Here is a 23,370-nt window from a genome sequence, read left to right on the forward strand (position 1 = left end):
ATAATACTCCACTGCTACTATATTCAGGCGGCAAATGACATATTCCGGCTTGGACAAAAAAAAGTGACTGAAAAAAGAAAAAACCCTCCATTTAGGAAGGTTTACGAATACCATGGATGCTCATCATTTATTAGAATCCGTTCAATCTTTTTACATTGACCGGTCTTCCGATCCAATTCCATTATTACAGCACTTAACTGTGTTCGACCCGATTTAGATACCTCGAAACGAACTGGGAGGCTGGTAAGAAACTTTTTCAAAACCGCGTCTCTTTCTACCCCAAGAATTCCATCATATGGACCGGTCATCCCAACGTCCGTTAAATAGCCGGTCCCTCCAGGGAGAATACGGTTATCAGCTGTCTGAACATGTGTATGCGTTCCAACCACTGCTGAAACCCTTCCGTTCAGATACCATCCCATCGCTTGTTTTTCGCTTGTAACCTCTGCATGAAAATCAACAAAGATAAAAGGGGTTCGTTCCCGTGCGATTTCTACCAATTCATCTGCTTTTCTAAAAGGGCAATCGATTGGGGCCATAAACGTGCGCCCCTGTAAATTGATTACGGCAATTTCAACATCATTCACTTTAAAAAAAGCGATTCCTTGGCCGGGAGTCCCTTCCGGAAAATTTGCAGGACGGACCATATTTTTGGCTTTATCAATAAATTCAAAGATTTCTCTATTATCCCATGCATGATTTCCAAGTGTTATAGCTTGTGCTCCACTGCCTAAAAATTCACGGTAAATTTTCTCGGTAATCCCTTTTCCTGAGGCAGCATTCTCCCCATTGATAATCGTAAAATTAGGGCGGTACTTTTCTTTTAATTTAGGTAAATATTCTTTGACCATATCCCGGCCAGGCGAACCGACAACATCGCCGATAAATAATATATTCATTTTTTTACCCTTTCTATCTAAAAAATAACTTCTATTATTAAATTGTAACACATTATTCAAGCCTTTAATCTGAGCAAAAAATAAAGCGGTGCACTTGCACCGCTTTATTTTGCGTATTCTACAGCCCGTGTTTCACGGATGACTGTCACTTTTATATGTCCTGGGTAATCAAGTTCTTCTTCAATCTGTTTACGAATATCCCGCGCCAAGCGATGTGCAGCCAAATCATCTATTGCATCTGGTCTAACAATGATACGAACCTCACGACCAGCTTGAATCGCATATGACTTTTCAACACCTTCATATGACTCTGAAATTTCTTCGAGTTTTTCAAGTCGGCGGATATAGTTTTCAAGCGTCTCACTACGTGCACCTGGTCTGGCAGCAGATAATGCATCGGCTGCAGCTACTAGTACAGCGATAATAGAAGTTGGCTCTGTATCACCATGGTGAGAGGCAATGCTGTTAATCACAACAGGGTGCTCTTTATACTTCGTTGCAAGCTCTACCCCGATTTCAACATGGCTTCCTTCCACTTCATGGTCAATCGCTTTTCCGATATCGTGTAGCAAACCGGCTCTGCGTGCTAATGTTTCATCTTCTCCAAGTTCAGCAGCAAGCAGCCCCGAAAGCTGTGCAACCTCCATTGAATGCTTAAGAACATTTTGCCCGTAGCTGGTGCGGAACTTCAAACGGCCTAGAATTTTGATAAGATCCGGATGCAATCCGTGAACACCAACTTCAAATGTCGTTTGTTCTCCAACCTCACGAATATACTCATCTACTTCTCGACGGGATTTTTCCACCATTTCCTCAATACGTGCAGGATGTATTCGTCCATCTTGAACTAATTTTTCCAGTGCAAGTCGTGCTGTTTCACGACGAATTGGATCAAATCCGGATAGGATGACTGCTTCTGGCGTATCATCGATAATTAAATCAATTCCTGTCAATGTTTCAAGAGTACGGATATTCCGTCCTTCACGTCCAATAATACGACCCTTCATTTCATCATTCGGCAGGTTGACGACAGAAACAGTTGTTTCCGCAACATGGTCAGCAGCGCAACGCTGGATTGCCAGCGATAAAATTTCTTTCGCTTTCTTGTCGGCTTCTTCTTTCGCACGGTTTTCACTTTCTCTAATCATAACGGCTGTATCAAAAGAAAGTTCCTGCTCAACACGATCTAATATAATCGCTTTTGCTTCCTCGCGCGTCAAGCTCGAAATTCGTTCGAGTTCACTTTGTTGTGTTCTTACCAACTCGTCCACTTTGCTTTCCATCTCTTCAATATGCTGTTGTCTTTGGTTTAGAGAATCATCCTTCTTTTCTAAAAGAGTTTCACGCTTATTTAACGATTCATCTTTTCGATCTAAATTCTCTTCTCTTTGCAGTAAACGGTTTTCTTGTTTTTGCAGTTCATTTCTTCGTTCACGAACCTCACGTTCAGCTTCAGTACGAAGCTTGTGAATTTCATCCTTTGCCTCTAGCAAAGCTTCCTTTTTCAATGCCTCCGCATCGCGTTTTGCATCATCAAGGATTTGCTCTGCAGCACTCTTTGCTCCTGCAATTTTGGTTTCGGCAGTGGATTTACGAATAAAATAGCCAACAACGGCACCGACGATAAGGCCAAGCAAAATGGAGATGAGTGTAATTGGTTCCATCGTTACACCTCCTCTTGCTATGAACTTTTGTTACATTTTTAAGTGTCGGCATGTACATTGTTTAGACTCAACATACAGCAAGCACCATGGCTTTTCAATGTAATATTTCCAAAAATGTAAAATATACATTTTAATTGTAAAGGTGTGCAAATTTATTGTCAAGAGTAAGTCCTGTCACTCGTTTACAATATTTTGAATTTGTTCAATGATTAACAAAGTTAGATCAGATTTAAAAGTGGATAAATATACATCTTTATGTATCTGTATTCATTTAAAAAAAGAGCAAAGCCGGTGCCGGTTTTGCTCTTTTTCTTTTAATCAATTAATTCAAATTGATCTGGTTCATCTGTTTCTGTGATAACCTTATCTCCATCCAATCCGTAATGCTCACGGATTTTTTGTTGGATATCAAGACGAATTTCAGGGTTTTCTTTTAAGAAGAGCTTCGCGTTTTCACGTCCTTGGCCAAGTCTTTCATCATTATATGAATACCAAGAACCGCTCTTTTGAACGATATCCAAATCAGAGCCCATATCGATAATTTCGCCTTCTTTGGAAATCCCTTCACCATACATAATATCCACTTCTGCTGTACGGAATGGAGGTGCCACTTTATTTTTAACTACTTTAATTTTTGTTTTGTTTCCGACCATATCATTGCCTTGCTTTAAAGTTTCTGCACGGCGGACTTCAAGGCGGATTGTCGAATAGAATTTAAGGGCACGACCGCCTGGTGTTGTTTCTGGGTTTCCAAACATAACTCCGACTTTTTCACGAATTTGGTTGATAAATACTGCGATAGTTTTTGATTTATTGATTGCACCTGATAGTTTACGAAGTGCTTGTGACATCAATCGTGCTTGTAAGCCTACGTGGGTATCACCCATTTCGCCTTCAATTTCTGCCTTTGGAACTAAGGCTGCTACGGAGTCAATTACGATCATATCAACTGCACCACTTCGAACAAGTGCCTCAGCGATTTCAAGGGCTTGTTCACCTGTATCTGGCTGTGATAATAATAATTCATCAATGTTAACGCCTAGTTTTTGTGCGTAAGCCGGATCCAGAGCATGCTCAGCATCAATAAACGCTGCTTGTCCGCCTTTTGCTTGTACCTCTGCGATTGCATGTAAAGCTACTGTTGTTTTACCTGAGCTTTCTGGTCCATATATTTCGATAATTCGTCCTCTTGGGTATCCCCCTACTCCAAGAGCTGTATCAAGTGCTAGTGATCCACTTGGAACTGTTGAAATTTTTGTTTCTGTCTGCTCTCCCATTTTCATGATTGAGCCTTTACCAAATTGCTTCTCTATTTGCTTTAGGGCCATCTCTAAAGCCGCTTTACGATCGCTCACTAAATAGTTCCTCCTCATATATAAAAAATAAAATTTTATTCAAAATCTATCATTTAAAACCTATTAATAATATACCTTCTTTTAGGCTATTTGTCGAGAAAAATATCGAACATTCATTCGACTCTTTTAAAAGGATTTTACATGTAAAACCAGGTAAATCCGCAGGAGAAATATAATTTTTCAAATGGTTTATTCCGATTAAATAAAGGATTTCACTTATTAGCTGAAAATTACGCCTATTATATTTTTGAAATCGATTCTTCATTCCGCCAATTTCATTTTATTTGCCACACCCAAAACGCCTCAACAATAAAAAAATCACAGAACACCGCTAAGCATTCTGTGACCCTTTTAAATGTTTTAGTAAGGAATAACACCCGAATTTCACCGTGCGGGTTCGATTCGCTTCCCTTGTACCCGCTAGGATGAGCTCTTCTACAGCAGTCGGCCTTCCTTTAATAGCCAACCCAATAAAAACAGTACCAACCGGCTTTCCTTCCTGTTCATCCGGCCCCGCAACGCCCGTAAAGCTGATGCCAACATCCGCCCCCACAAGGCTTGCAACATTTTCAGCCAATTCCAAGGCACATTGCTCACTAACAACCCCATATGTATCAATCGTTTCCTGTTTAACATTCAACACCTGGTGTTTCACTTCATTCGTGTAGCAAACAACTCCGCCTTTTAAAATCGAGCTTGCACCGGGGATGGAAGTTAACTCTTTCTGAAACATTCCACCCGTCAAACTTTCCGCAGCCCCTATCGTTAAATTCTTTGCTTTTAAGATTTTACTTAACTCTTCCAAAAGCGATGTTTTGTCATAGCCATATAAAAATTGTCCGACCCTGGAACTTATCTTTTGTTCTACCTCATCCAGCATTTTAATGGCTGTATCATGGTCCTGATGCTTTGCTGTTAGCCTTAAGGTTACCTCACCATCACCTGCTAATGGGGCAATCGTAGGGTTGCTTTGCGAATCAATCAAATCGATTATCTCGGTTTCCAATGCCGCTTCCCCAATTCCGAAAAAGCGCAACACTCGCGAAACAATCTGTTCCTTGTTATTCACTTGTAGTGACAACGCTGAAAGACCGTATTCAATAAACATCGGTTCCATTTCCTTTGGCGGTCCAGGTAAAAGCATGTAAATATGTCCGCTGGTCTTAACCACCATCCCTGGTGCCATCCCATGGTCATTCGTCAAAACATGTGAGCCTTCTAACACCAATGCCTGTTTTCGGTTATTTTCGGTCATCTGCCGATTTGTTTTTTTGAAATAAGCCTCAATTGACTCAAGAGCCGTTTCGTCAAATATTAGTTCCTTGCCAATATGCTTTGCAATCGTTTCTTTCGTCAAATCATCCTTCGTCGGTCCAAGACCGCCAGTAAAAATAATCAAATCAGATCGGCTTTCAGCAACCTCAATCACCGCTTTTAATCGGGAAGGATTGTCGCCGACAACCGTATGATAATAAACATTAATGCCAGCATCTGCTAAATGCTGGGAGATAAACCGGGCATTTGTATTGACAATTTGACCAAGGAGCAGCTCCGAGCCAACCGCAATAATCTCAGCGTTCATTCTTTATCACTTCCCATTATTTAGAATTCTTTAGCACATGGCTGTTTTTTGCAAAATAATCCCAGCCTGACCAGATGGTAAAAATCAATGCCACCCATAAAGCAATATCAGCAAACGGGAAAGAGAACATGGCAAATAAAATATTATGTAAAAGTAGAGCGGAAATCGCAATAATCTGCGTCCAGGTTTTAATTTTTCCAAGCATATTGGCAGCAACGACTTCTCCTTCGCCTGCAAGCAGAAGGCGAAGACCGGTCACGGCAAACTCCCTGCTTATGATAATGATGACAATCCATGAGGCAGCATACCCCAGTTCTACTAATACAATCAGGGCTGCAGAAACGAGCAATTTATCGGCAAGAGGATCAAGGAATTTCCCCATATTTGTCACAAGATTATATTTGCGGGCGTAATATCCGTCCACCCAGTCAGTAGCAGCAGCAATAATAAAGATAAGTGCACCAGCAAAGTGGGTTACAGGCAATTCTACTCCGAGCAAATGTAAATTTCCCCATTTAAAGGGAACAAGCATAATGACCAAGAATAATGGAATTAGTAAAATTCTCGATACCGTTATCCTATTTGGTATATTCATTAAAATTTCCTCCTAATTAAAAACAAGAACGCAATCAAAAAAACAGATATATCAATTTATTTTGTAAATAAAAACCGAAAAATAGCCATCAATACGATGACTATTTGTTCTTCGGAACATATTGTATCGTAATTCTTTGTGTAACCATTTTACTCGGTGCTACTGCATACTCAAGCTTTTGGTCATTTACATAGATATCCGTATCCAAGGTTTTACCCACAATAAGAACAGCCTGATTTTCTTTCGATAAATCTACCGTTTTACTTTTCGTACCATTTGTAGTTAACATTCCCTGAAAGAAAGAATAGCCTTTACCATTCTTAATATTCACCCATGTTTGACCATTAGAGACCAATTTCACTTCAAACTTATCCGTATTACTTAATGTATATGTCGAATTTGAACCGCTGGTTTGAACCATTTTCAAATCCTGCTTAGGTTTTGTATCACCAGAAGGAGCCCCACTACTCATACTATCATTCGAATTGTTATTAGCTTTTGTCGTTTTTGAATTTTTTGCTTCGGTTGCTTTGGCTTGTTCAAGATTTTGTGACTTTTCAATTTTCGCCTGATTATTTACCTTGTTAATGGAATCATTCGAATTGCTGCTTGCGTGACTATAGAGTAAATAATAGACTAATCCTGCAACCCCAATAACAAATACACCAATAAGTATTTTCGGGAGGACATCAAAAAACTTCGAATTTCCTTCTGAAATTGCTTTTCGGCTTTTTACTCTGGATAATTGGTCCGTTATTTCTTCATTATGGGTAATAGGTATATCATTTTTATATGTCTCAAAAATTTCATCTGGATTTAGCTGAAGTGCCTCTGCATACTGCTTAATAAAAGCTCGGACATAAAAATTCCCTGGCATACTAGAGTAATTTCCTTCTTCAATACCAATTAAGTAACGCTTTTGGATTTTCGTCATGGACTGTACATCGTCCAAACTCAAGTTTTTGGCTAATCGGGCTTCTTTTAGTCGATTACCTAATTCAGTCAACTTTTAACACCTTCCAATTTTCAAAAATCAAAATCCCCAAAATCAGAGCCGGAGAGTATGTTATTCTGTTCTACTACCTCGTATGTAATCTCTTCGTCCGCATCATTTCTTAATTCGATAATGTAATCAAAATCATCTAGTGTGTACTCTGAATTTTGAACGAAAACGTCAGGATGTTCAATTACTTTAACGGCAGGCATACGCATAATCTCACGAACAAGCTGCCAATGACGTTCACTTGCACGTCGCGTTGAAACAATTCCATCCAAAATATATAAATTATTTTCATTATACTCATCTTGAATCAGCTGATTTCGGATGGTTTGTTTTAAAAGAGTAGAAGAAACAAACAGCCATCGTTTATTCGCACAAACACTTGCTGCGACAAGAGATTCTGTTTTTCCAACACGAGGCATCCCGCGAATCCCTATTAACTTATGACCCTCCTGCTTAAACAATTCTGCCATAAAATCAACTAATAATCCAAGTTCATCCCTTACAAAGCGGAAAGTTTTTTTATCATCCGCATCCCTCTGGATATAACGCCCATGTCTGACAGCAAGACGATCCCGCAGTTTAGGCTCTCTAAGCTTGATTAATTTTATTGTATCCATTGTATTAAGAATTGACTCTAATCGTTTAATTTGATCATCATCTTTTGCTTTAATTAAGAGACCCCGACGGCCTTCATCTACACCATTAATCGTTACAATATTAATAGCAAGCATACCTAATAGCGATGAAATGTCGCCCAACAAACCGGGACGGTTTTTTTGAATCTCATATTCTAAATACCATTCTTTTTTCTCCACAATCAAAACCTCCTCAGGCGTGAGTATTCGACAATTTTTCACATTTCATTATCTAAACCTTATAATAAATGATTTTGATTGAAGATGAAAGAAAAAACAAAAAAAGAGAGGACCAGCCTCTCTCTTAACGAGCACCATTATTTGAAATAAGTTTTACCATCAAATTGGCAATAGCCTGTTGTTCTTGTTTATCCGCTACAGACCAAAGATCTGAAAGAACTCTTTGCTGTTCATTTTTTGGTTCTACCTGATTAGCCAAGTAATCACCAATTTGAAAGGCAAGGTTGTTGACAGCTCCCTCACTCATTCCCTCATTTTGCGCATGATGAAGTCGTTCAGCTAAAAAGTCTTCCCACTGTTTCCAGTTTTCTAAAACAGACATATTAAAACCCTCCTTTAGAATAGTACAAAGTTATTGTGCAACTCTATAGATGATATTATTCATACTTAAAGTAATAATTTACGTGTACCAGCCACCGTTCATCGCAAGAATTTGTCCAGTTATATACGACGATTCTTCCGATACTAAAAAAGCTACACCCTTTGCTACTTCTTCTGGTAATCCAAGCCTTCCCATTGGAATTTCTTCATGAATGGTTACCAATTCTTCCTTTGTAAAACCATCCATCATTGGAGTTGCTACCGCCCCGGGAGCAATCGCATTTACCCGGATGCCATTTAAAGCGACCTCCTTGCTAAGTGCTTTAACAAAAGCAATTTGAGCTCCTTTTGCCGTGGAATAGGCAACTTCACATGCAGCACCGGTTTGACCCCAAATCGATGCGATAACCACAATGCTACCAGCACCCTTTCGATATAATTTCGGCAGTAATTCTTTTGTCATCATTAATGGATTTAGAACATGTATGTTCATAAGTGCGGAAGCTTCTTCCTCCGCTAAATCAACAAGCAGACCATAATGGCTGTTGCCACTGCAATGAATTATTGCATCTAGCGAAAAAATTTGCGAACAAACCTGTTTGTAACCCTGTGGATCGGATAGGTCGGCATGAATGGGGAAATACTCCCCGCCGTATGATTTCAATTTTTCCATTAACTCCCTCATAGATTGTTCATTTCGATTGTAATGTAAATATAAGTTGTGGCCTTTTGCTGCCAATGTTAAAGCAACTGCTTGCCCGATTCCTCCGCTTGCTCCTGTAATGAGTGTATATTTTTTCAAAAGTCTCACTCTCTCTAATAATAAATTTAAAAAGCGTCGAATCTCGACGCTTTCCCTAACTACTTTTTCTTTGGAATCACTTGGCATACAGAAAATCGTTCTTCTGAGATCACTTCGGATGCCAATTGCTTGACATCCTTTAAGCTGATTTTTTCAAGCGTTGGAACAACATCAAATAAATTCATATCATTAAATGCATATCGTGTAAATTGATTAGCAATATATTCAGGAGAATTTACTGCACGTAAAAACGAACCGATTTTTTTCTTTTTCGTCCGCTCCAACTGCTCTTCTGTAAAAATACTGCCATATTTTGCATCCAGCAGCATTTTTTCAAGCCTTTCTGCCAGTTGCTCCGCATCTCTCGTATCTCCACCGACCATCGCAAACCCAAACCCCTGCTCTTGTGTATAATCAAAAGAAAACGAGTCATCAATCAGCCCCTCTTTATAGAGCTGGTCAAAGTTTTCTGAACTCTTGCCAAATAATAATTCAAGCAGGATATTCATTGTTAATTCGTTCATTAACAACACATCACCTTTTTGATCAACATGAAGTGCTTTGATGCCGACTAAACACTTCGGAGTTTGGACATTCATTTCCAGCACTTGCTTCTTTTCCGCTGTCTCTGACGGCTCCTCATCAAATTTACGTTTAATTTCAGGCTGATCTTTAAACGGTTTTTTCGCCTGGTTGGTTCTTACTTGATCCATTATCGCTTTCGGGTCAACTGGACCGACAATGAACAATAACATATTGCTTGGATGATAAAAAGTATTGTAGCATTCATAAAGCCAATCCTTTGTAATATGGGAAATCGACTCAATCGTGCCGGCAATATCGATTTTAACTGGATGGTTTTTATATAAATTTTCAATTAAGCCAAAATATAGGCGCCAGTCAGGGTTATCGTCATACATCGTAATTTCCTGACCAATGATTCCTTTTTCCTTTTCAACTGTTTTTTCCGAAAAGTATGGTTCCTGGACAAAATCAATCAGTGTTTCCAAGTTTTTTTCGACATCGGATGTGCTGGAAAATAAATAAGCAGTCCGAGTAAACGAAGTAAAGGCATTGGCAGAAGCACCTTGACGGCTAAATTGCTGGAATACATCACCGTCTTCTTTTTCAAATAATTTATGCTCTAAAAAGTGGGCAATTCCGTCGGGAACCTTTACATATTCGTCTTTGCCAAGCGGAACAAAGCAGTTATCAACAGAACCATACTTAGTGGTAAAGGTTGCATATGTTTTATTGAATCCTTTTTTCGGCAAAATATAAACCTCTAGCCCATTGTCCATTTGTTCATGGAACATTTCTTCTTGGAGTTGGTCAAACACAATTTTCTCCATTATTGGCCCGCCTCCGTTCCCGTTAAGAAATAAATCGTATCAAGGTGAATTTTTTCGGCAACAGCCACAATTTCTTCCTTTGTAGTCTTCTGCATTTCTTCTAGCCAAGTATTTAATTGAATACCCGTATCGGCTACTATATTATGGTACAATACTTCAATTAGCCCCCTAGAAGTATCAATTGTTTCCAGCATTTGGTTTTGAATCACTGCTTTTGTCTGGGTTAATGCCTCTTCCGTAAAATCCCCCTTTTTCATGGCCTCCATTTGATCATGGATAATTCCCACTGCTTGATCATAGTTCTTTAAATCAATTCCTGAAACAACAATCATCAGACCTTTATGGCTCTCTAATCGGCTTGCTGCATAGTAAGCAAGACTCGCCTTTTCCCGAACATTGATAAATAGTTTGGAATGAGAGAAACCACCAAAAATCCCATTGAAAACTTGAAGCGCGAAATAATCAGAATCCCCATAGCGAATATTAGTACGATAACCGATATTTAATTTCCCCTGTTTAACATCCTGCTTTTCCTTTACTTCATTAACTTGTTCAATCTTCTTTTGATTTGCTTCTTCGAGCTTTTTCGGGGTCCGTGATTCAAATTTAAGCAATTCATCGGCAAAGGATTTTACTTCCTCTTCTTTTACATCACCAATCACATACAAATCCATTTCATCTTCTGTAAATGATTTTTTATAAAATTCATATAATTTTTCAGGTGTGATATTATCAACATCCTCCAAATTTCCGTTTACATCAAGAGCATACAGCTCCCCTTTGCACATTTCTTCAACTAAACGAACATTGGAATAACGCATTTTATCATCATAGACTGATTGGATTCGTTGCTTTAATGTTCGCTTTTCTTTTTCAACCGTCTCTTTATCAAATGCTTGATTGGTTGCATTTGGTTTCGTTAAAATTTCAGCTAATAGTTCAAAACCCTTTTTTAATAAAGGACTAGAGTCACTTAGAAATTTTTCATTGGCAATTTCAATCGTGAAACTTATGACATGATATTCTCCCTTTTTGGACAAATCTACAAACAAAGTGGCTCCATATAATTCATCTAAGTATGAACGAAGGGTTGTAGTAGACGGATATTTCGCTGAACTGCTCTGCAAAACATGTGGAAGCAACGCCCTTATAGTGATATCCTCTTTTGATAATGGCGCTTTCATTTTCCATATAAAGGTATTCGTTTTATATTTATCTGTTTCAATGACATGGAGCTTAAGCCCGCTCATTTCTGTCATTTTTTCTGCAGCAGCCTCCATTAGTTAACCTCCTTCAAATTTAAAAAAGATCCCTTATCTAACCATATGTAAAAAATCATGCAGTTATTTTATCTTTTCCTTAGTTAAACATACGTATACTTTTACTATAATTTGCCACACTAGGTCAACACAAGTTATAAACATAGAAAACCCTTGGATTTATTCATCCAAGGGTAGTAAAAATCTTAACGGCTGCCTTTAATATAATGCACTCCATCTGCTTTTGGAGCCTCAGCACGGCCGATAAAGCCTGCTAGCGCCAAAATGGTCAATACATATGGAGCGATTAATAAGTAAACGTCCGGAATATTTTTCAAGAACGGTAAGCTTGATCCGATAATACTGATACTTTGAGCAAAACCAAAGAATAATGCTGCTCCCATCGCTCCAAGCGGATGCCACTTACCAAAAATCATCGCGGCAAGGGCCATAAACCCTTGACCACTGATTGTGGAATGGCTGAAGTTTGAGGAAATCGATTCCGCATAAACTCCGCCGCCGATTCCTCCTAGAGCTCCGGAAATAATAACACCTAAATAACGCATTTTTGTAACATTAATCCCCATTGTATCAGCTGCCATTGGATGTTCACCAACAGAGCGAAGCCGCAGTCCAAATGGAGTTTTATAAATAATATACCAGGCAAGGATTGCAACCAAAATGGCAACAAATGAAGTCCAGTACGTATTTTGGAAAAAGATTTTTCCGATGATTGGGATATCTTTTAAAATTGGGACATCGATTTTACTAAAGCTTTGTTTAATAATATCTGTTTCACCTTTGTTATAGATTAACTTCACAAGGAATAAAGTTAATCCCGTTGCAAGCAAGTTAATCGCCACACCGGAAACCGTATGGTCTGCACGGAAGGTGATTGCGGCTACTGCATGCAAAGTTGCAAAAATAGCTCCCGCTGCCATCGCAACCAATAAGGAAACCCAAGGGGTTGCAGCACCAAATGTTCCTGCAAATGTTAAGTTAAAAACAACGGCTGCGAATGCACCAATAACCATTAAACCTTCAAGTCCAATATTAACAACACCGGAACGTTCAGAGAACACACCGCCTAATGCAGTGAAGACAAGTGGCGCTGCCCACAATAATGTGGAAGGAACAACAATCATTAAAATTTCCATAAAGCTCACTTACTTCACCCCCTTTTTACTGAATCGGTCTAGAACTACTCTTATGATATAGCTTGAAGCAACAAAGAATACAATCAAAGCAATAATGATATCAACTAATTCCTTCGGTACTCCTGCTTCAAGTGGCATGGACAATGCGCCAATTTTTAAGATACCGAATAATAGAGCTGCGAAAAATACCCCAAGTGCTGTATTGCCGCCTAATAAAGCTACGGCAATCCCGTTAAAGCCAACACCGGTAAAACCGCCTTGAACCGCCATATATCCGAAGGTACCCAGTCCTTCCATAGCACCAGCTATTCCAGCAAAACATCCTGAAATCACCATGGAAAGAATAATATTTTTATTTACACTCATTCCCGCATAATGGGCTGCATCCTGGTTAAAACCAACAGCACGCAACTCGTATCCGCGTGTTGTTTTCTCTAAGAGGAACCACATAATAATACAACAAATAATGGCAATCACAATTCCCCAGTGCATGGTTGAATGGGTTGTTAGTTCTTCTAGAAAAGGTGAACGTAATGATGCAGTGTCATGAATCATTCCTGTTTTTGAGGAACCTTGATTTAATATATTATTAATAATGTAGTTAACGGTATGCAAAGCAATATAGTTCATCATGATGGTTACAATTACTTCATGCACACGGAAGCGCGCTTTTAATAGCCCCGGGATAAATGCCCAGAGACCGCCGGCAACCATGGCTGCGATGATTGCTAGCGGTAAATGAATAATTTTTGGTAAATCAAAGCTTACTCCTACCCAAACAGCAGCAAGCCAGCCAACAATAAATTGACCTTCAACCCCGATATTAAATAAACCAACTCTAAAGGCAAAAGCAACGGCAAGTCCTGCTAATATATATGGTGTTACCTGTCTGATTACCTCACCAATATAATAAATATCTCCAAAAGCACCATCCCACAATGCTGTATAGGCGGCAACAGGATCATAACCACTGGCTAACATGATAATGGTCCCCACAATAACCCCTAAAATGACCGCAATAATGGGCGTTAAAATATTGCGTAAGCGTTTAGACATGCGTTCCTTCCCCCGCTTCCTTTCGATTCGATCCGGCCATCAAGAGTCCTAGTTCTTGTTCGGATGTTTCCTTTGGATTTACAACTGCAACAATTTTCCCCTCATAAATAACGGCAATCCGGTCACTGACATTCATAATTTCATCCAGCTCAAATGATACAAGTAAAACCGCCTTACCACCATCACGTTGTTCAATTAAACGTTTATGAATAAACTCAATTGCTCCAACATCCAAACCTCTTGTAGGCTGTGCTGCAATTAGTAAATCCGGGTTCCTGTCAACTTCGCGGCCGATAATCGCTTTCTGCTGATTACCACCGGATAATGCACGTGCTAATGCATATTCACTAGGAGTTCGAACGTCAAATTCAGTGATTAATTTTCTTGCTTTGTTATAGATCTCTTTAAAATTTAAAATGCCATTCTTTGAAAACGGTTTTTTGTAGTAAGTTTGCAGGACCATATTTTCTGCAATTGGATAGTTCAGAACCAGTCCGTGCTTATGTCTGTCTTGTGGAATATGCCCGACACCTGATTCCGTAACTTTTCTTGGTGAAAGTCCAAAAAGTTCTTTTCCATTAACTTTTATACTGCCGCTTTCAGCCTTTCTTAAACCGGTTATTGCCTCGATAAATTCGGACTGACCATTACCATCTACACCGGCAATCCCGACAATTTCACCAGCGCGAACAGTCAATTCTAAACCATTTACAACCGTTACACCACGTGAATCCTTTACCAACAGGTCTTTGACTTCTAGGACCTCTTGTTTTGGATTTGGGGGTTTCTTTTCCGTTTTAAAAACAACTTCACGTCCAACCATTAAATTTGCCAATTCGTTCGGATTTGTCTCGCTGATATTGACTGTGCCAATCCCTTTTCCTTTACGAATAACCGTACAGCGGTCAGCAACCTCCATAATTTCTTTTAATTTATGAGTGATGATAATGATGGATTTTCCTTCTTTAATTAATGTTTTCATGATTTGAATAAGCTCATGGATTTCCTGCGGAGTTAAAACTGCTGTAGGCTCATCAAATATTAAGATTTCCGCACCGCGATAGAGCGTTTTTAAAATTTCAACCCTTTGCTGCATACCTACACTGATATCCGAAATTTTAGCCTGTGGGTCAACAGCTAAACCATATCGTTCCGAAATATCACGGACTTCTTTTTCTGCTTTTTTCAAATCAATTCTTCCGGCAGTTGTGATTTCTTTTCCAAGGATAATATTTTCTGTAACCGTAAATTTATCAACAAGCATAAAATGCTGATGCACCATTCCAATTCCAAGGTCATTGGCAATGTTCGGGTTTGATATTTTTACAGGTTTACCATGAACCCGAATCTCACCTTGCTCTGGTTGGTATAAACCGAAAAGGACGTTCATTAACGTAGTTTTCCCGGCACCATTTTCTCCGAGCAACGCATGGATTTCTCCCTTTTTCAATTGAAGGGTAATGTTATCATTTGCAACAAAGCTGCCAAATTCCTTTCGAATATTGAGCATTTCAATAACATATTCCATCATTTCTCACTTCCTTTTAACAGGTTTTTGAAATTTATACATTAGTAGTAAGAGGTCAGACCTTTATTTTTATTAAAAAAATAGGGAATCTTCCCTAAGTCAAACTCTAACTGAAAAGTAGAATACGTAATTCTACGCTTCATTTAAGGTTCAAAAAAATAAGCGGGCCGGTAAATAAACCCGCTTTTTTATAATTGCAAATTATTGAGCTTTAAAAGTCTTTAACTCTTTAAGTGTTCCAGGAACTTTTACAGCACCTGATTTAATCTTGTCTGTCCATTCTTTAACAGCTTTTTCAATTGCCGCTTTGTTTGATGCTTTACTGTTAATTGGAGCTAAGCCAACACCATCTTCATGCAATCCGTAAACCGTTGTTTGGCCTCCAGGGAACTTGCCATCTTTTGCTTTGGTAGCAATATCTTTAACTGCAAGGTCAACACGTTTCATAGCAGATGTCAGAACTACATCAGGACCCATGAAGCTTTGGTCTTGGTCTACACCAATTGCCCAGATTTCTTTGCTAGGATTTTTCTTTTTAAGGTCAGACGCTTCCTTAAATAAACCGTTACCAGTTGCACCGGCAGCGTGGAATACTACGTCATCACCTGAAGCATACATTTTAGAAGCGATTGCTTGACCTAGTTCAGCTTTGTCAAATGCACCTGAATATTGAACATCAACTTTTGCATCAGGTTTAGCAGCTTGAACACCAGCTAAGAAACCAGCTTCAAAACGTTCGATTACAGGGATTTTCATACCACCGATAAAGCCGATTTTGTTTGTTTTTGTTTGTAGAGCCGCTGCTACACCAGCAAGGAATGCAGCTTCTTGCTCTTTAAATAGAACACTAGCGACATTTGGTTCTTTTACTTCATCATCAATGATGGCAAAATTGTTTTTAGGTTGTTGTTTTGCAATTTCATCCACAGCATTGTGCATAAGGAAGCCAATTCCGAATACTAAATTAAAGTCTTGACGGGCAAGCGTATTCAAGTTTGTTGAATAGTCAGCATCTGAAGTGGATTGAAGGTAATCATATCCTGCTTTACCTTTTTTCAATCCATTTTCATTACCATAATCTTGGAGACCTTTCCAAGCTGATTGGTTAAATGATTTGTCGTCAACACCCCCGACATCTGTAACCATTGCTACAGTAAAGGCTTTCTCATTCTTGCCGCCATTTTTAGCTGTATCGCTTGTGTTGTCATTGCTTTTTCCACATGCACCTAAAAGTGTTCCGGCAGCAAGAACAAGTGATAGCGCCATACCAATTTTACGCTTTTTCAAGATATTGACCCCCTAAAGATTGTTGTTTTGATTTAGTAGAAATGGAATAAAGCAGAAATGGTTCCGTTTTCATTAAGTTAGAAAAAAATTTAGAATCTTTTCCGCAACACACGAAAACTAAACTTATCTGCTTTAAAATAGTTTACCGAAAATAGAATAGGTTCATCCATTTCATCAAAATGCATTTGCTTTAGGACAAGCAATGCAGTTTCGGGATCACATTCCAGAATTGGGGAAATTTTCTCATGGTAACCAATTGGTTCTATTCGGGCTACTGCATAAGTTATTTTGCGGTTTGCCTCTTCTTCTAAAATCTTGAAGATAGACTCTTTCCCGTGGGAAAAAGTTTCAGGCAAAATGTTTTCAGGTACCTTGTCAATACAATAGACAACCGGTTCCCCATTTGCAGTCCTAACCCGTTCCATGACAACTATTTCCTCATTTGCAGAACATGAAAAACGGCGAATATCTTCTTCGGTTGGTCTTTGGGTAGATGAACTTAGGAATATTGTCCCCGGTTTCATCCCCACTTGCTTAATCATGTCAGTGACACTATTAAGTTGTTCAATCCCAGACGTAAACAATGGCTTTGAATTTACAAAGGTTCCCACTCCGTGGCGCCTTATAATTACATTTTCCTCCTCTAAGATGCGAAGTGCCTCCCGAAGAGTAGCCCTGCTTACACCTAGATGTTTTGCAAGATCAAATTCCGAAGGCAGCTTTTCTTTTTCTTTATACACCCCTTCTTCGATATCTTGCTTTAACCGATCGATTACTTGTAAATACAAGTGCCGATTATCTGACCTAATAGACATGCAGGTTCCTCCAGCCTTTTCCTAAGACATCAGACATCTGATGTATAATCATTCCTACTAATCGAAAATAATATAACATTTTTTCGGGGATAAATAAATAGAAATTATTCATTTTGTCGTAAAAAAGCTATAATTGAGGAAATTTGTCGAATTTTCTCATGTTCCAAACCTGCAAATGTGTTATACTTTTCCTTCAACTATATCATATAGGACTTTTAGACCCAGCATATTTCTCTATTATTATATGTATATTTAATGAAATTATATGAAAAAAGAGCCGGATGCCGGCTCTTTTTTGTAACTTTCCTATTGATTTGCGCTTCAGACACTCCGATTAACATAGTCTTTGTTTTTACCCTAGGAACTAATCTCATCATTCGGTTTACTTGTTAATAGCACTGCCCGGGGCTTGCTGCCTTCGTATGGTCCAACGATACCGCGTGCTTCCATTTCATCAATCAGCCGGGCTGCCCTTGTATACCCGATTCTAAATCTCCGTTGCAGCATCGATACGGAAGCGGTTTGCATTTCGATTATTAAGTTTACCGCTTCGTCATATAACTCATCGTCTACCGCGCCAGTGGTTTCAGGAATATCATCGGGAATCATTTCTTCTTGATATTGAGCTTTTTGCTGTCCTATGACAAAGTTTACTGTGTCTTCAACCTCATCATCTGAGAGGAAGGCCCCCTGAACCCTGATTGGCTTCGATTCTCCCACTGGGAGGAACAACATATCCCCCCTGCCAAGGAGCTTTTCTGCTCCGCCCATATCAAGAATCGTTCTTGAGTCTGTTGAGCTTGAAACAGCAAAAGCAATTCTTGATGGGATATTTGCTTTAATAACCCCTGTAATAACATCAACAGATGGACGCTGTGTTGCAATAATTAAGTGAATCCCTGCGGCACGAGCCATTTGCGCCAGTCTTGTGATGGAATCTTCCACATCTGAAGAAGCGACCATCATCAAGTCGGCCAACTCATCGACAATCACCACAATGTATGGAAGTAATGGCTGTTTCTCACCTGTTTCCAAATTGTGGCGTTTCATATGCTCATTATAACCTTCTATATTTCTAGTTCCGGTATAGGAGAACAGTTCATACCGTCTTTCCATTTCGCTGACAACTTTCTTTAATGCCTGCGATGCTTTTTTGGCATCCGTCACTACCGGCGCCAATAAATGAGGAATTCCATTATAAACATTCAATTCAACCATTTTGGGGTCAATCATCATTAATTTTACTTCGTGCGGTTTTGCCCGCATTAATACACTGGAAATAATTCCATTTATACAAACACTTTTTCCGCTTCCTGTTGCACCAGCAACAAGTAAGTGCGGCATTTTGTTCAGTTCGGCCAGAACAGCTTCTCCAGTTATATCCCTGCCTAAGCCGATCAATAACTTGGAGTCAGGCTTATCGTTTTGTGTGGCTTCCAGTACCTCCCGCAATGAAACCATTGCAACTTCTGAATTCGGTACTTCGATACCGATCGCTGATTTACCCGGGATAGGGGCTTCAATCCGAATATCTTTTGCAGCAAGTGCCAATGCCAAATCATCACTAAGGCTCACTATTTTGCTTACTTTTACCCCTACATCAGGATGAACCTCATACTTTGTTACAGCAGGGCCTAAATGAACTTGAGTTACGCGCGCCTTGACACCAAAGCTTTGAAAAGTTCGCTCAAGTTTTGCGGCATTTGCATGGATTAATTCATATTCCCCGCTCTGGTCTGTTTTCCGAGGCAGCCTAAGCAACTTTAACGGTGGAAGTTCGTAAGCAGTATTTTCAACTTCTGTAAATGTAATCGGAGGACTTTGATCATCCTCTTCTACACCCGCATTCGTTGCATTTGCCTGAACACCCTCTTGTTGTTCGTTTTCTGAATTTGCATCATCTGAATAGGCTCTATCAGCAAAACTAGAAATAATCGGTTCAGGCGTTCTGATTTCCTCTAGTTCCTGCACTTGCTGGGAGGCATCCTCAGACTGGACTCTTGAACGGCGATTCCCCCGTTCTTCCCGCTGCTGGTTTCTTCTCTCCGCTTTGCGTTCCTCCTGCTTTTGCTTCCACTCAGCCATGTCTGCAAGGAACGCATTCCATTGACTTTTTGCAAAGGCAAAGATGGTCATGAGGACTTTTCCAATAAAGTCTCCAAATGATTTTCCCGTTATTAAAATAAACCCAATGATTACAAAAATAAAAGCAATAATTTTGGTTCCCGTTTCCGCAAATAAGAAATGAAATAAAGCGAATAACACGGCTCCGATCATTCCACCGCCGAGATCATGGGTACTGGTTTCTCCTCTTACTTCCATCATAAACAATTCCCAGGTATTATTGATTACACTTGGGTTTTTAAATCTTCCACCGTTTGAAAGTAAACGAAACAATGTCACATGGCTTAAAAGAAGAATCGATGAAATAATAAAATAGGAACCCACTAATTTAAGATTAAATAAAAAGGGGACGGTTCTCTTCCACATCAAATATACACTCATGACAACTAATCCTATTAAACAGAGCATATACCATTCGCCCATCCAAAAGCGAAAGAACAAGACCGTTGCTTTCCCAACCGCTCCGAGCTTTGCCATAGAAATAATGGCAAGCGCTAATAACGCGAGCGCTGTTAATTCATATTGGACCGTCTTTTTCAACTGGCTATCTCGTTTTTTGGGTTGCCTTCTCTTTTTTTTCGCCATCTCATCACCTAAATCATGTATAAGTATCTTTAAAATATTTTGAAATAGTATTTAAAGGGTAAAAAGGAAGAAAGCAGCCTGTATGGCTGCTCTTGTCTCTTTCCCCTTATTATACCATAATCCTGCTAGAATGCAGACAAACCTTCGGTGGTCGCAAAAGAAATTTTTGCCCCTGGACAAAACCGCTCGTCAAGAAAATGCTGCGGATCACTACTTAGGACACGGACTACCTGAACGTTTTGCTGATCTGTAACATCTACCAACAACGGAACACCTTGGTACGTGATCATTTGCTGTTTCGAAAAAGCTTCTGTGTCACTTGGAAAAATCAGTTCGTTCGGCATCATCGTATAAAGAATCATTGAATCAGCCCTTCTTTTTCTTCTTTTTGTAAATCAATCAATTCATTCAATTTTTTCATGGCAGCACCAATTCCGCCAACTTCATCAATAAGCCTATATTTTACTGCATCTGCACCGATTACATTTGTCCCGATATCCCGTGTCAAATTCCCCTTTGCAAACATTAAATCTTTAAAGGTTTCCTCCGTAATTTTTGAGTGTTTCGTCACAAAGTTGACGACTCTCTCCTGCATTTTATCTAAATATTCAAAGGTTGCGGGAACACCAATGACAAGGCCAGTTAAACGAATTGGATGAATCGTCATTGTTGCTGTTTCAACAATAAAAGAATAATCACAGGAAACCGCAATCGGTACACCAATTGAATGCCCACCGCCCAATACAACAGAAACTGTCGGTTTTGATATGGTTGCCAGCATTTCGGAAATGGCAAGACCAGCTTCAACATCTCCACCGACTGTATTCAAAATAATGAGTACCCCTTCAATTTTTGGGTTCTGCTCAATTGCCACTAATTGCGGGATCAGATGTTCATATTTGGTTGTTTTATTCTGCGGCGGCAATGCTAAATGCCCTTCTATTTGTCCAACAATCGTTAAACAATGAATTCTCGAATCTGACGATAATTGAGGAACATTGGTTTGACCAAGTTGCTGAATTTTTTCTATTAAGTTGGAAGAAGGTTTTTCCTCTTTTTGAGGCTCTCCTCCATCCGGATTTTCAGTTTCATTACGAAAGTTTTTAAATATATCCATCCATAGACTCCCTTCACACATGATGAGTTTAGTATTGACCTACCTTTGAAATTCATGCTAATTTTTCAAATTATAAAAAGCACTGGAAATTCCAGTGCCTAAGTACTCATATCTATATCTCCATAATGATCGGAAGAATCATCGGTCTACGTTTTGTTTTTTCAAATAAATATTTGTTTAATTCATCGCGAATGTCCTGTTTAAGGCTGGACCAATCAAATGTTTCCTTTGCAATATTTTTTTCCACAATTTCTCGAACCAATTTTGTCGAATCGTCCATTAATCTTTCTGATTCCCGGACGTATACAAATCCACGTGAAATAATTTCAGGTCCGGCGGCAATTTTTTTATCTTGTCTTGTTAAGGTTACTACAACAATCAAAATCCCGTCCTGTGATAAAAGTTTTCTGTCACGTAGAACAATATTCCCTACATCACCGACACCTATTCCATCAATCAGGACATTCCCTGACGGTACCTTACCGCTAATACCGATTTTCCCTTCCTTTATTTCAACGATCTCACCACGGTCAGGGATAAAAATCTGTTCGTTTGCGAGTCCAATTTCCAGAGCCAGTTTTCGATGAGCTTGGAGCAAGCGGTATTCACCATGAACCGGAATAAAATATTTAGGCTTCATCAAATTAATCATAAATTTCAATTCTTCTTGGCTGCCATGACTGGATACATGTATGGCCCGTTTACCGGCGATGACATTTGCTCCAGCTCTAAAAAGCATATCAACCGTTTTCGATAAAAATACTTCACTGCCCCTTAGCGGTGAAGCAGCGATTAAGACCGTATCCCCTGGTTGTATGTTGACCAATTTGGCTGTTTGTTTTGCCATTTTTTGCAAGGCTTCAATTGGTTCCCCTTGATTGCCTGTCATTAAAACAACAATTTCATTGTCTTTATAGTTTTTTAATTCATTAATTGGGATGATTAAATCTTCATCAACCTCTAAATATCCTAAATCAAGTGCAATATGATAGATTCGCTCAAGGCTTCTTCCCACAACTGCCACTTTTCTTTGATTCTCTCTTGCAGCATCAAAAATATGCTGCATTCTGCTAATATCTGAAGCAAAACAAGCAGCAATAATCCTTCCCGGTGCATTATAAAAAGCATTGGACATTTCTCGTTCTACAATTGCTTCTGAAGTAGTGTATCCCGGCTTTTCTGCTTCAGTACTATCTGAAAGAAGACAGAGGACTCCTTTTTCCCCAATTGCAGCCATCTTCCCAATTTCAGGCTTATATAGTTTCGTTGCCGCCTGATCAAATTTAAAATCTCCCGTATAAACGATAATACCTTCAGAAGTATGAATACAAACACCAATAGAATCCGGGATGCTATGATTCGTTCTAAAAAAGCTGACGTCTACGGAATTCATATTTACAATCGTATCTGAATCCACCTCAATAAAAGTTGGTGTTCCGATAAATTCTTGTTCCTTCAGTTTTGCGCTAGCAAGAGCAAGTGTTAATTTCATCCCGTAAACCGGAACATTTACCTGTCTTAGTAAATAGGAAAGTGCACCGATATGATCTTCATGACCGTGAGTAAGGAAAACGGCTTTTACTCTGTCTTTATTTTCTGTCAAATAGGTCATATCCGGGATAACGATATCAATGCCCAGCATCTCTTCCTCGGGGAACATTAAGCCGGCATCTATGACAAATATATCCTTGTCCACTTCGACAAGGTACATATTTTTTCCAATTTCTCCGATACCACCAAGAGAAATAATCTTAATGGAATTATTTTTTTTGCTTGTGATCAATGTTTGAATCCTCCTACGTTGATATGTGCCGACCGAAATCAGTTATGATTATTATACTTGAAATCTGAAAATCTTTACAACCAAATTCTGAGAAAAAGCTCCAAAACACCTGATAAAGCATCGCATAAGAAAAGCGCAAGCGCCTTGGTCAGGCCCGGCAAGGCTTTAGGTCCTGGCGGTGAAGTCGTTCTTTGACTTCATTGACAGGACC

Annotated in this window: 20 protein-coding genes; all 20 read right to left on the reverse strand. The window is 39.2% G+C overall.

The annotated features are described in order from the left end of the window. Positions 1-101: 101 nt before the first annotated feature. Positions 102-899, reverse strand: coding sequence for a TIGR00282 family metallophosphoesterase (locus tag BIV60_RS19185; RefSeq protein WP_071357310.1), 798 nt, complete (start codon positions 897-899; stop codon positions 102-104). A gap of 104 nt (positions 900-1,003) precedes the next feature. Next, positions 1,004-2,563, reverse strand: coding sequence for a ribonuclease Y (rny, locus tag BIV60_RS19190; RefSeq protein ID WP_071357311.1), 1,560 nt, complete (start codon positions 2,561-2,563; stop codon positions 1,004-1,006). A 314-nt stretch (positions 2,564-2,877) separates the two neighbouring features. Further along, complete coding sequence (gene recA, locus BIV60_RS19195; RefSeq protein WP_071357312.1) at positions 2,878-3,918, reverse strand: recombinase RecA; 1,041 nt, start codon at positions 3,916-3,918, stop codon at positions 2,878-2,880. Between the two features lie 331 nt (positions 3,919-4,249). Further along, on the reverse strand, positions 4,250-5,500 hold the full coding sequence (locus BIV60_RS19200) for a competence/damage-inducible protein A (protein WP_071357313.1): 1,251 nt from the start codon (positions 5,498-5,500) through the stop codon (positions 4,250-4,252). Positions 5,501-5,516: 16 nt separating this feature from the next. After that, a complete protein-coding gene (pgsA, locus tag BIV60_RS19205) occupies positions 5,517-6,095 on the reverse strand; it encodes a CDP-diacylglycerol--glycerol-3-phosphate 3-phosphatidyltransferase (RefSeq protein WP_071357314.1) in 579 nt (192 codons plus the stop codon). Between the two features lie 100 nt (positions 6,096-6,195). Further along, positions 6,196-7,101 carry a helix-turn-helix domain-containing protein gene (locus tag BIV60_RS19210; protein WP_071357315.1) on the reverse strand — a complete coding sequence of 302 codons (906 nt, stop codon included), beginning with the start codon at positions 7,099-7,101 and terminating at the stop codon, positions 6,196-6,198. A gap of 20 nt (positions 7,102-7,121) precedes the next feature. Beyond that, a complete protein-coding gene (locus BIV60_RS19215) occupies positions 7,122-7,913 on the reverse strand; it encodes a DUF3388 domain-containing protein (RefSeq protein ID WP_071357316.1) in 792 nt (263 codons plus the stop codon). A gap of 124 nt (positions 7,914-8,037) precedes the next feature. Further along, positions 8,038-8,295: a DUF3243 domain-containing protein gene (locus tag BIV60_RS19220; RefSeq protein ID WP_071357317.1), complete on the reverse strand. Its 258-nt coding sequence runs from the start codon at positions 8,293-8,295 to the stop codon at positions 8,038-8,040. A 78-nt stretch (positions 8,296-8,373) separates the two neighbouring features. Then, a complete protein-coding gene (ymfI, locus tag BIV60_RS19225; protein ID WP_071357335.1) occupies positions 8,374-9,096 on the reverse strand; it encodes an elongation factor P 5-aminopentanone reductase in 723 nt (240 codons plus the stop codon). 59 nt (positions 9,097-9,155) lie between these two features. Continuing rightward, a complete protein-coding gene (yfmH, locus tag BIV60_RS19230) occupies positions 9,156-10,448 on the reverse strand; it encodes an EF-P 5-aminopentanol modification-associated protein YfmH (protein ID WP_071357318.1) in 1,293 nt (430 codons plus the stop codon). Continuing rightward, the gene (gene yfmF / locus BIV60_RS19235) at positions 10,448-11,728 is read right to left on the reverse strand and encodes an EF-P 5-aminopentanol modification-associated protein YfmF (protein WP_071357319.1); all 1,281 of its coding nucleotides are present in this window, start codon (positions 11,726-11,728) and stop codon (positions 10,448-10,450) included. The genes yfmH and yfmF overlap by 1 nt, the downstream gene beginning before the upstream one ends. Before the next feature lie 185 nt (positions 11,729-11,913). Further along, the gene (locus tag BIV60_RS19240; RefSeq protein ID WP_071357320.1) at positions 11,914-12,873 is read right to left on the reverse strand and encodes an ABC transporter permease; all 960 of its coding nucleotides are present in this window, start codon (positions 12,871-12,873) and stop codon (positions 11,914-11,916) included. After that, on the reverse strand, positions 12,874-13,920 hold the full coding sequence (locus tag BIV60_RS19245; protein ID WP_071357321.1) for an ABC transporter permease: 1,047 nt from the start codon (positions 13,918-13,920) through the stop codon (positions 12,874-12,876). Further along, entirely contained in the window at positions 13,913-15,448 is a 1,536-nt protein-coding gene (locus tag BIV60_RS19250) for an ABC transporter ATP-binding protein (protein WP_071357336.1), read from the reverse strand. Before BIV60_RS19250 ends, BIV60_RS19245 begins: the two co-directional genes overlap by 8 nt. 201 nt (positions 15,449-15,649) lie before the next feature. Beyond that, positions 15,650-16,735 carry a BMP family lipoprotein gene (locus BIV60_RS19255; protein WP_071357322.1) on the reverse strand — a complete coding sequence of 362 codons (1,086 nt, stop codon included), beginning with the start codon at positions 16,733-16,735 and terminating at the stop codon, positions 15,650-15,652. An 89-nt stretch (positions 16,736-16,824) separates the two neighbouring features. Continuing rightward, the gene (locus BIV60_RS19260; RefSeq protein WP_071357323.1) at positions 16,825-17,550 is read right to left on the reverse strand and encodes a GntR family transcriptional regulator; all 726 of its coding nucleotides are present in this window, start codon (positions 17,548-17,550) and stop codon (positions 16,825-16,827) included. A gap of 357 nt (positions 17,551-17,907) precedes the next feature. Further along, positions 17,908-20,259 (reverse strand): DNA translocase FtsK, encoded by a 2,352-nt coding sequence (locus tag BIV60_RS19265; protein WP_071357324.1) that lies wholly within the window; start codon positions 20,257-20,259, stop codon positions 17,908-17,910. Between the two features lie 125 nt (positions 20,260-20,384). Further along, on the reverse strand, positions 20,385-20,621 hold the full coding sequence (locus BIV60_RS19270; protein WP_071357325.1) for a YlzJ-like family protein: 237 nt from the start codon (positions 20,619-20,621) through the stop codon (positions 20,385-20,387). Then, entirely contained in the window at positions 20,618-21,376 is a 759-nt protein-coding gene (locus tag BIV60_RS19275) for a ClpP family protease (protein WP_071357326.1), read from the reverse strand. Before BIV60_RS19275 ends, BIV60_RS19270 begins: the two co-directional genes overlap by 4 nt. 112 nt (positions 21,377-21,488) lie before the next feature. Beyond that, positions 21,489-23,156: a ribonuclease J gene (locus tag BIV60_RS19280; RefSeq protein WP_071357337.1), complete on the reverse strand. Its 1,668-nt coding sequence runs from the start codon at positions 23,154-23,156 to the stop codon at positions 21,489-21,491. Positions 23,157-23,370 lie beyond the last annotated feature (214 nt).

The organism is Bacillus sp. MUM 116 (genome assembly GCF_001866655.1).
Lineage (GTDB): Bacteria > Bacillota > Bacilli > Bacillales > Cytobacillaceae > Neobacillus.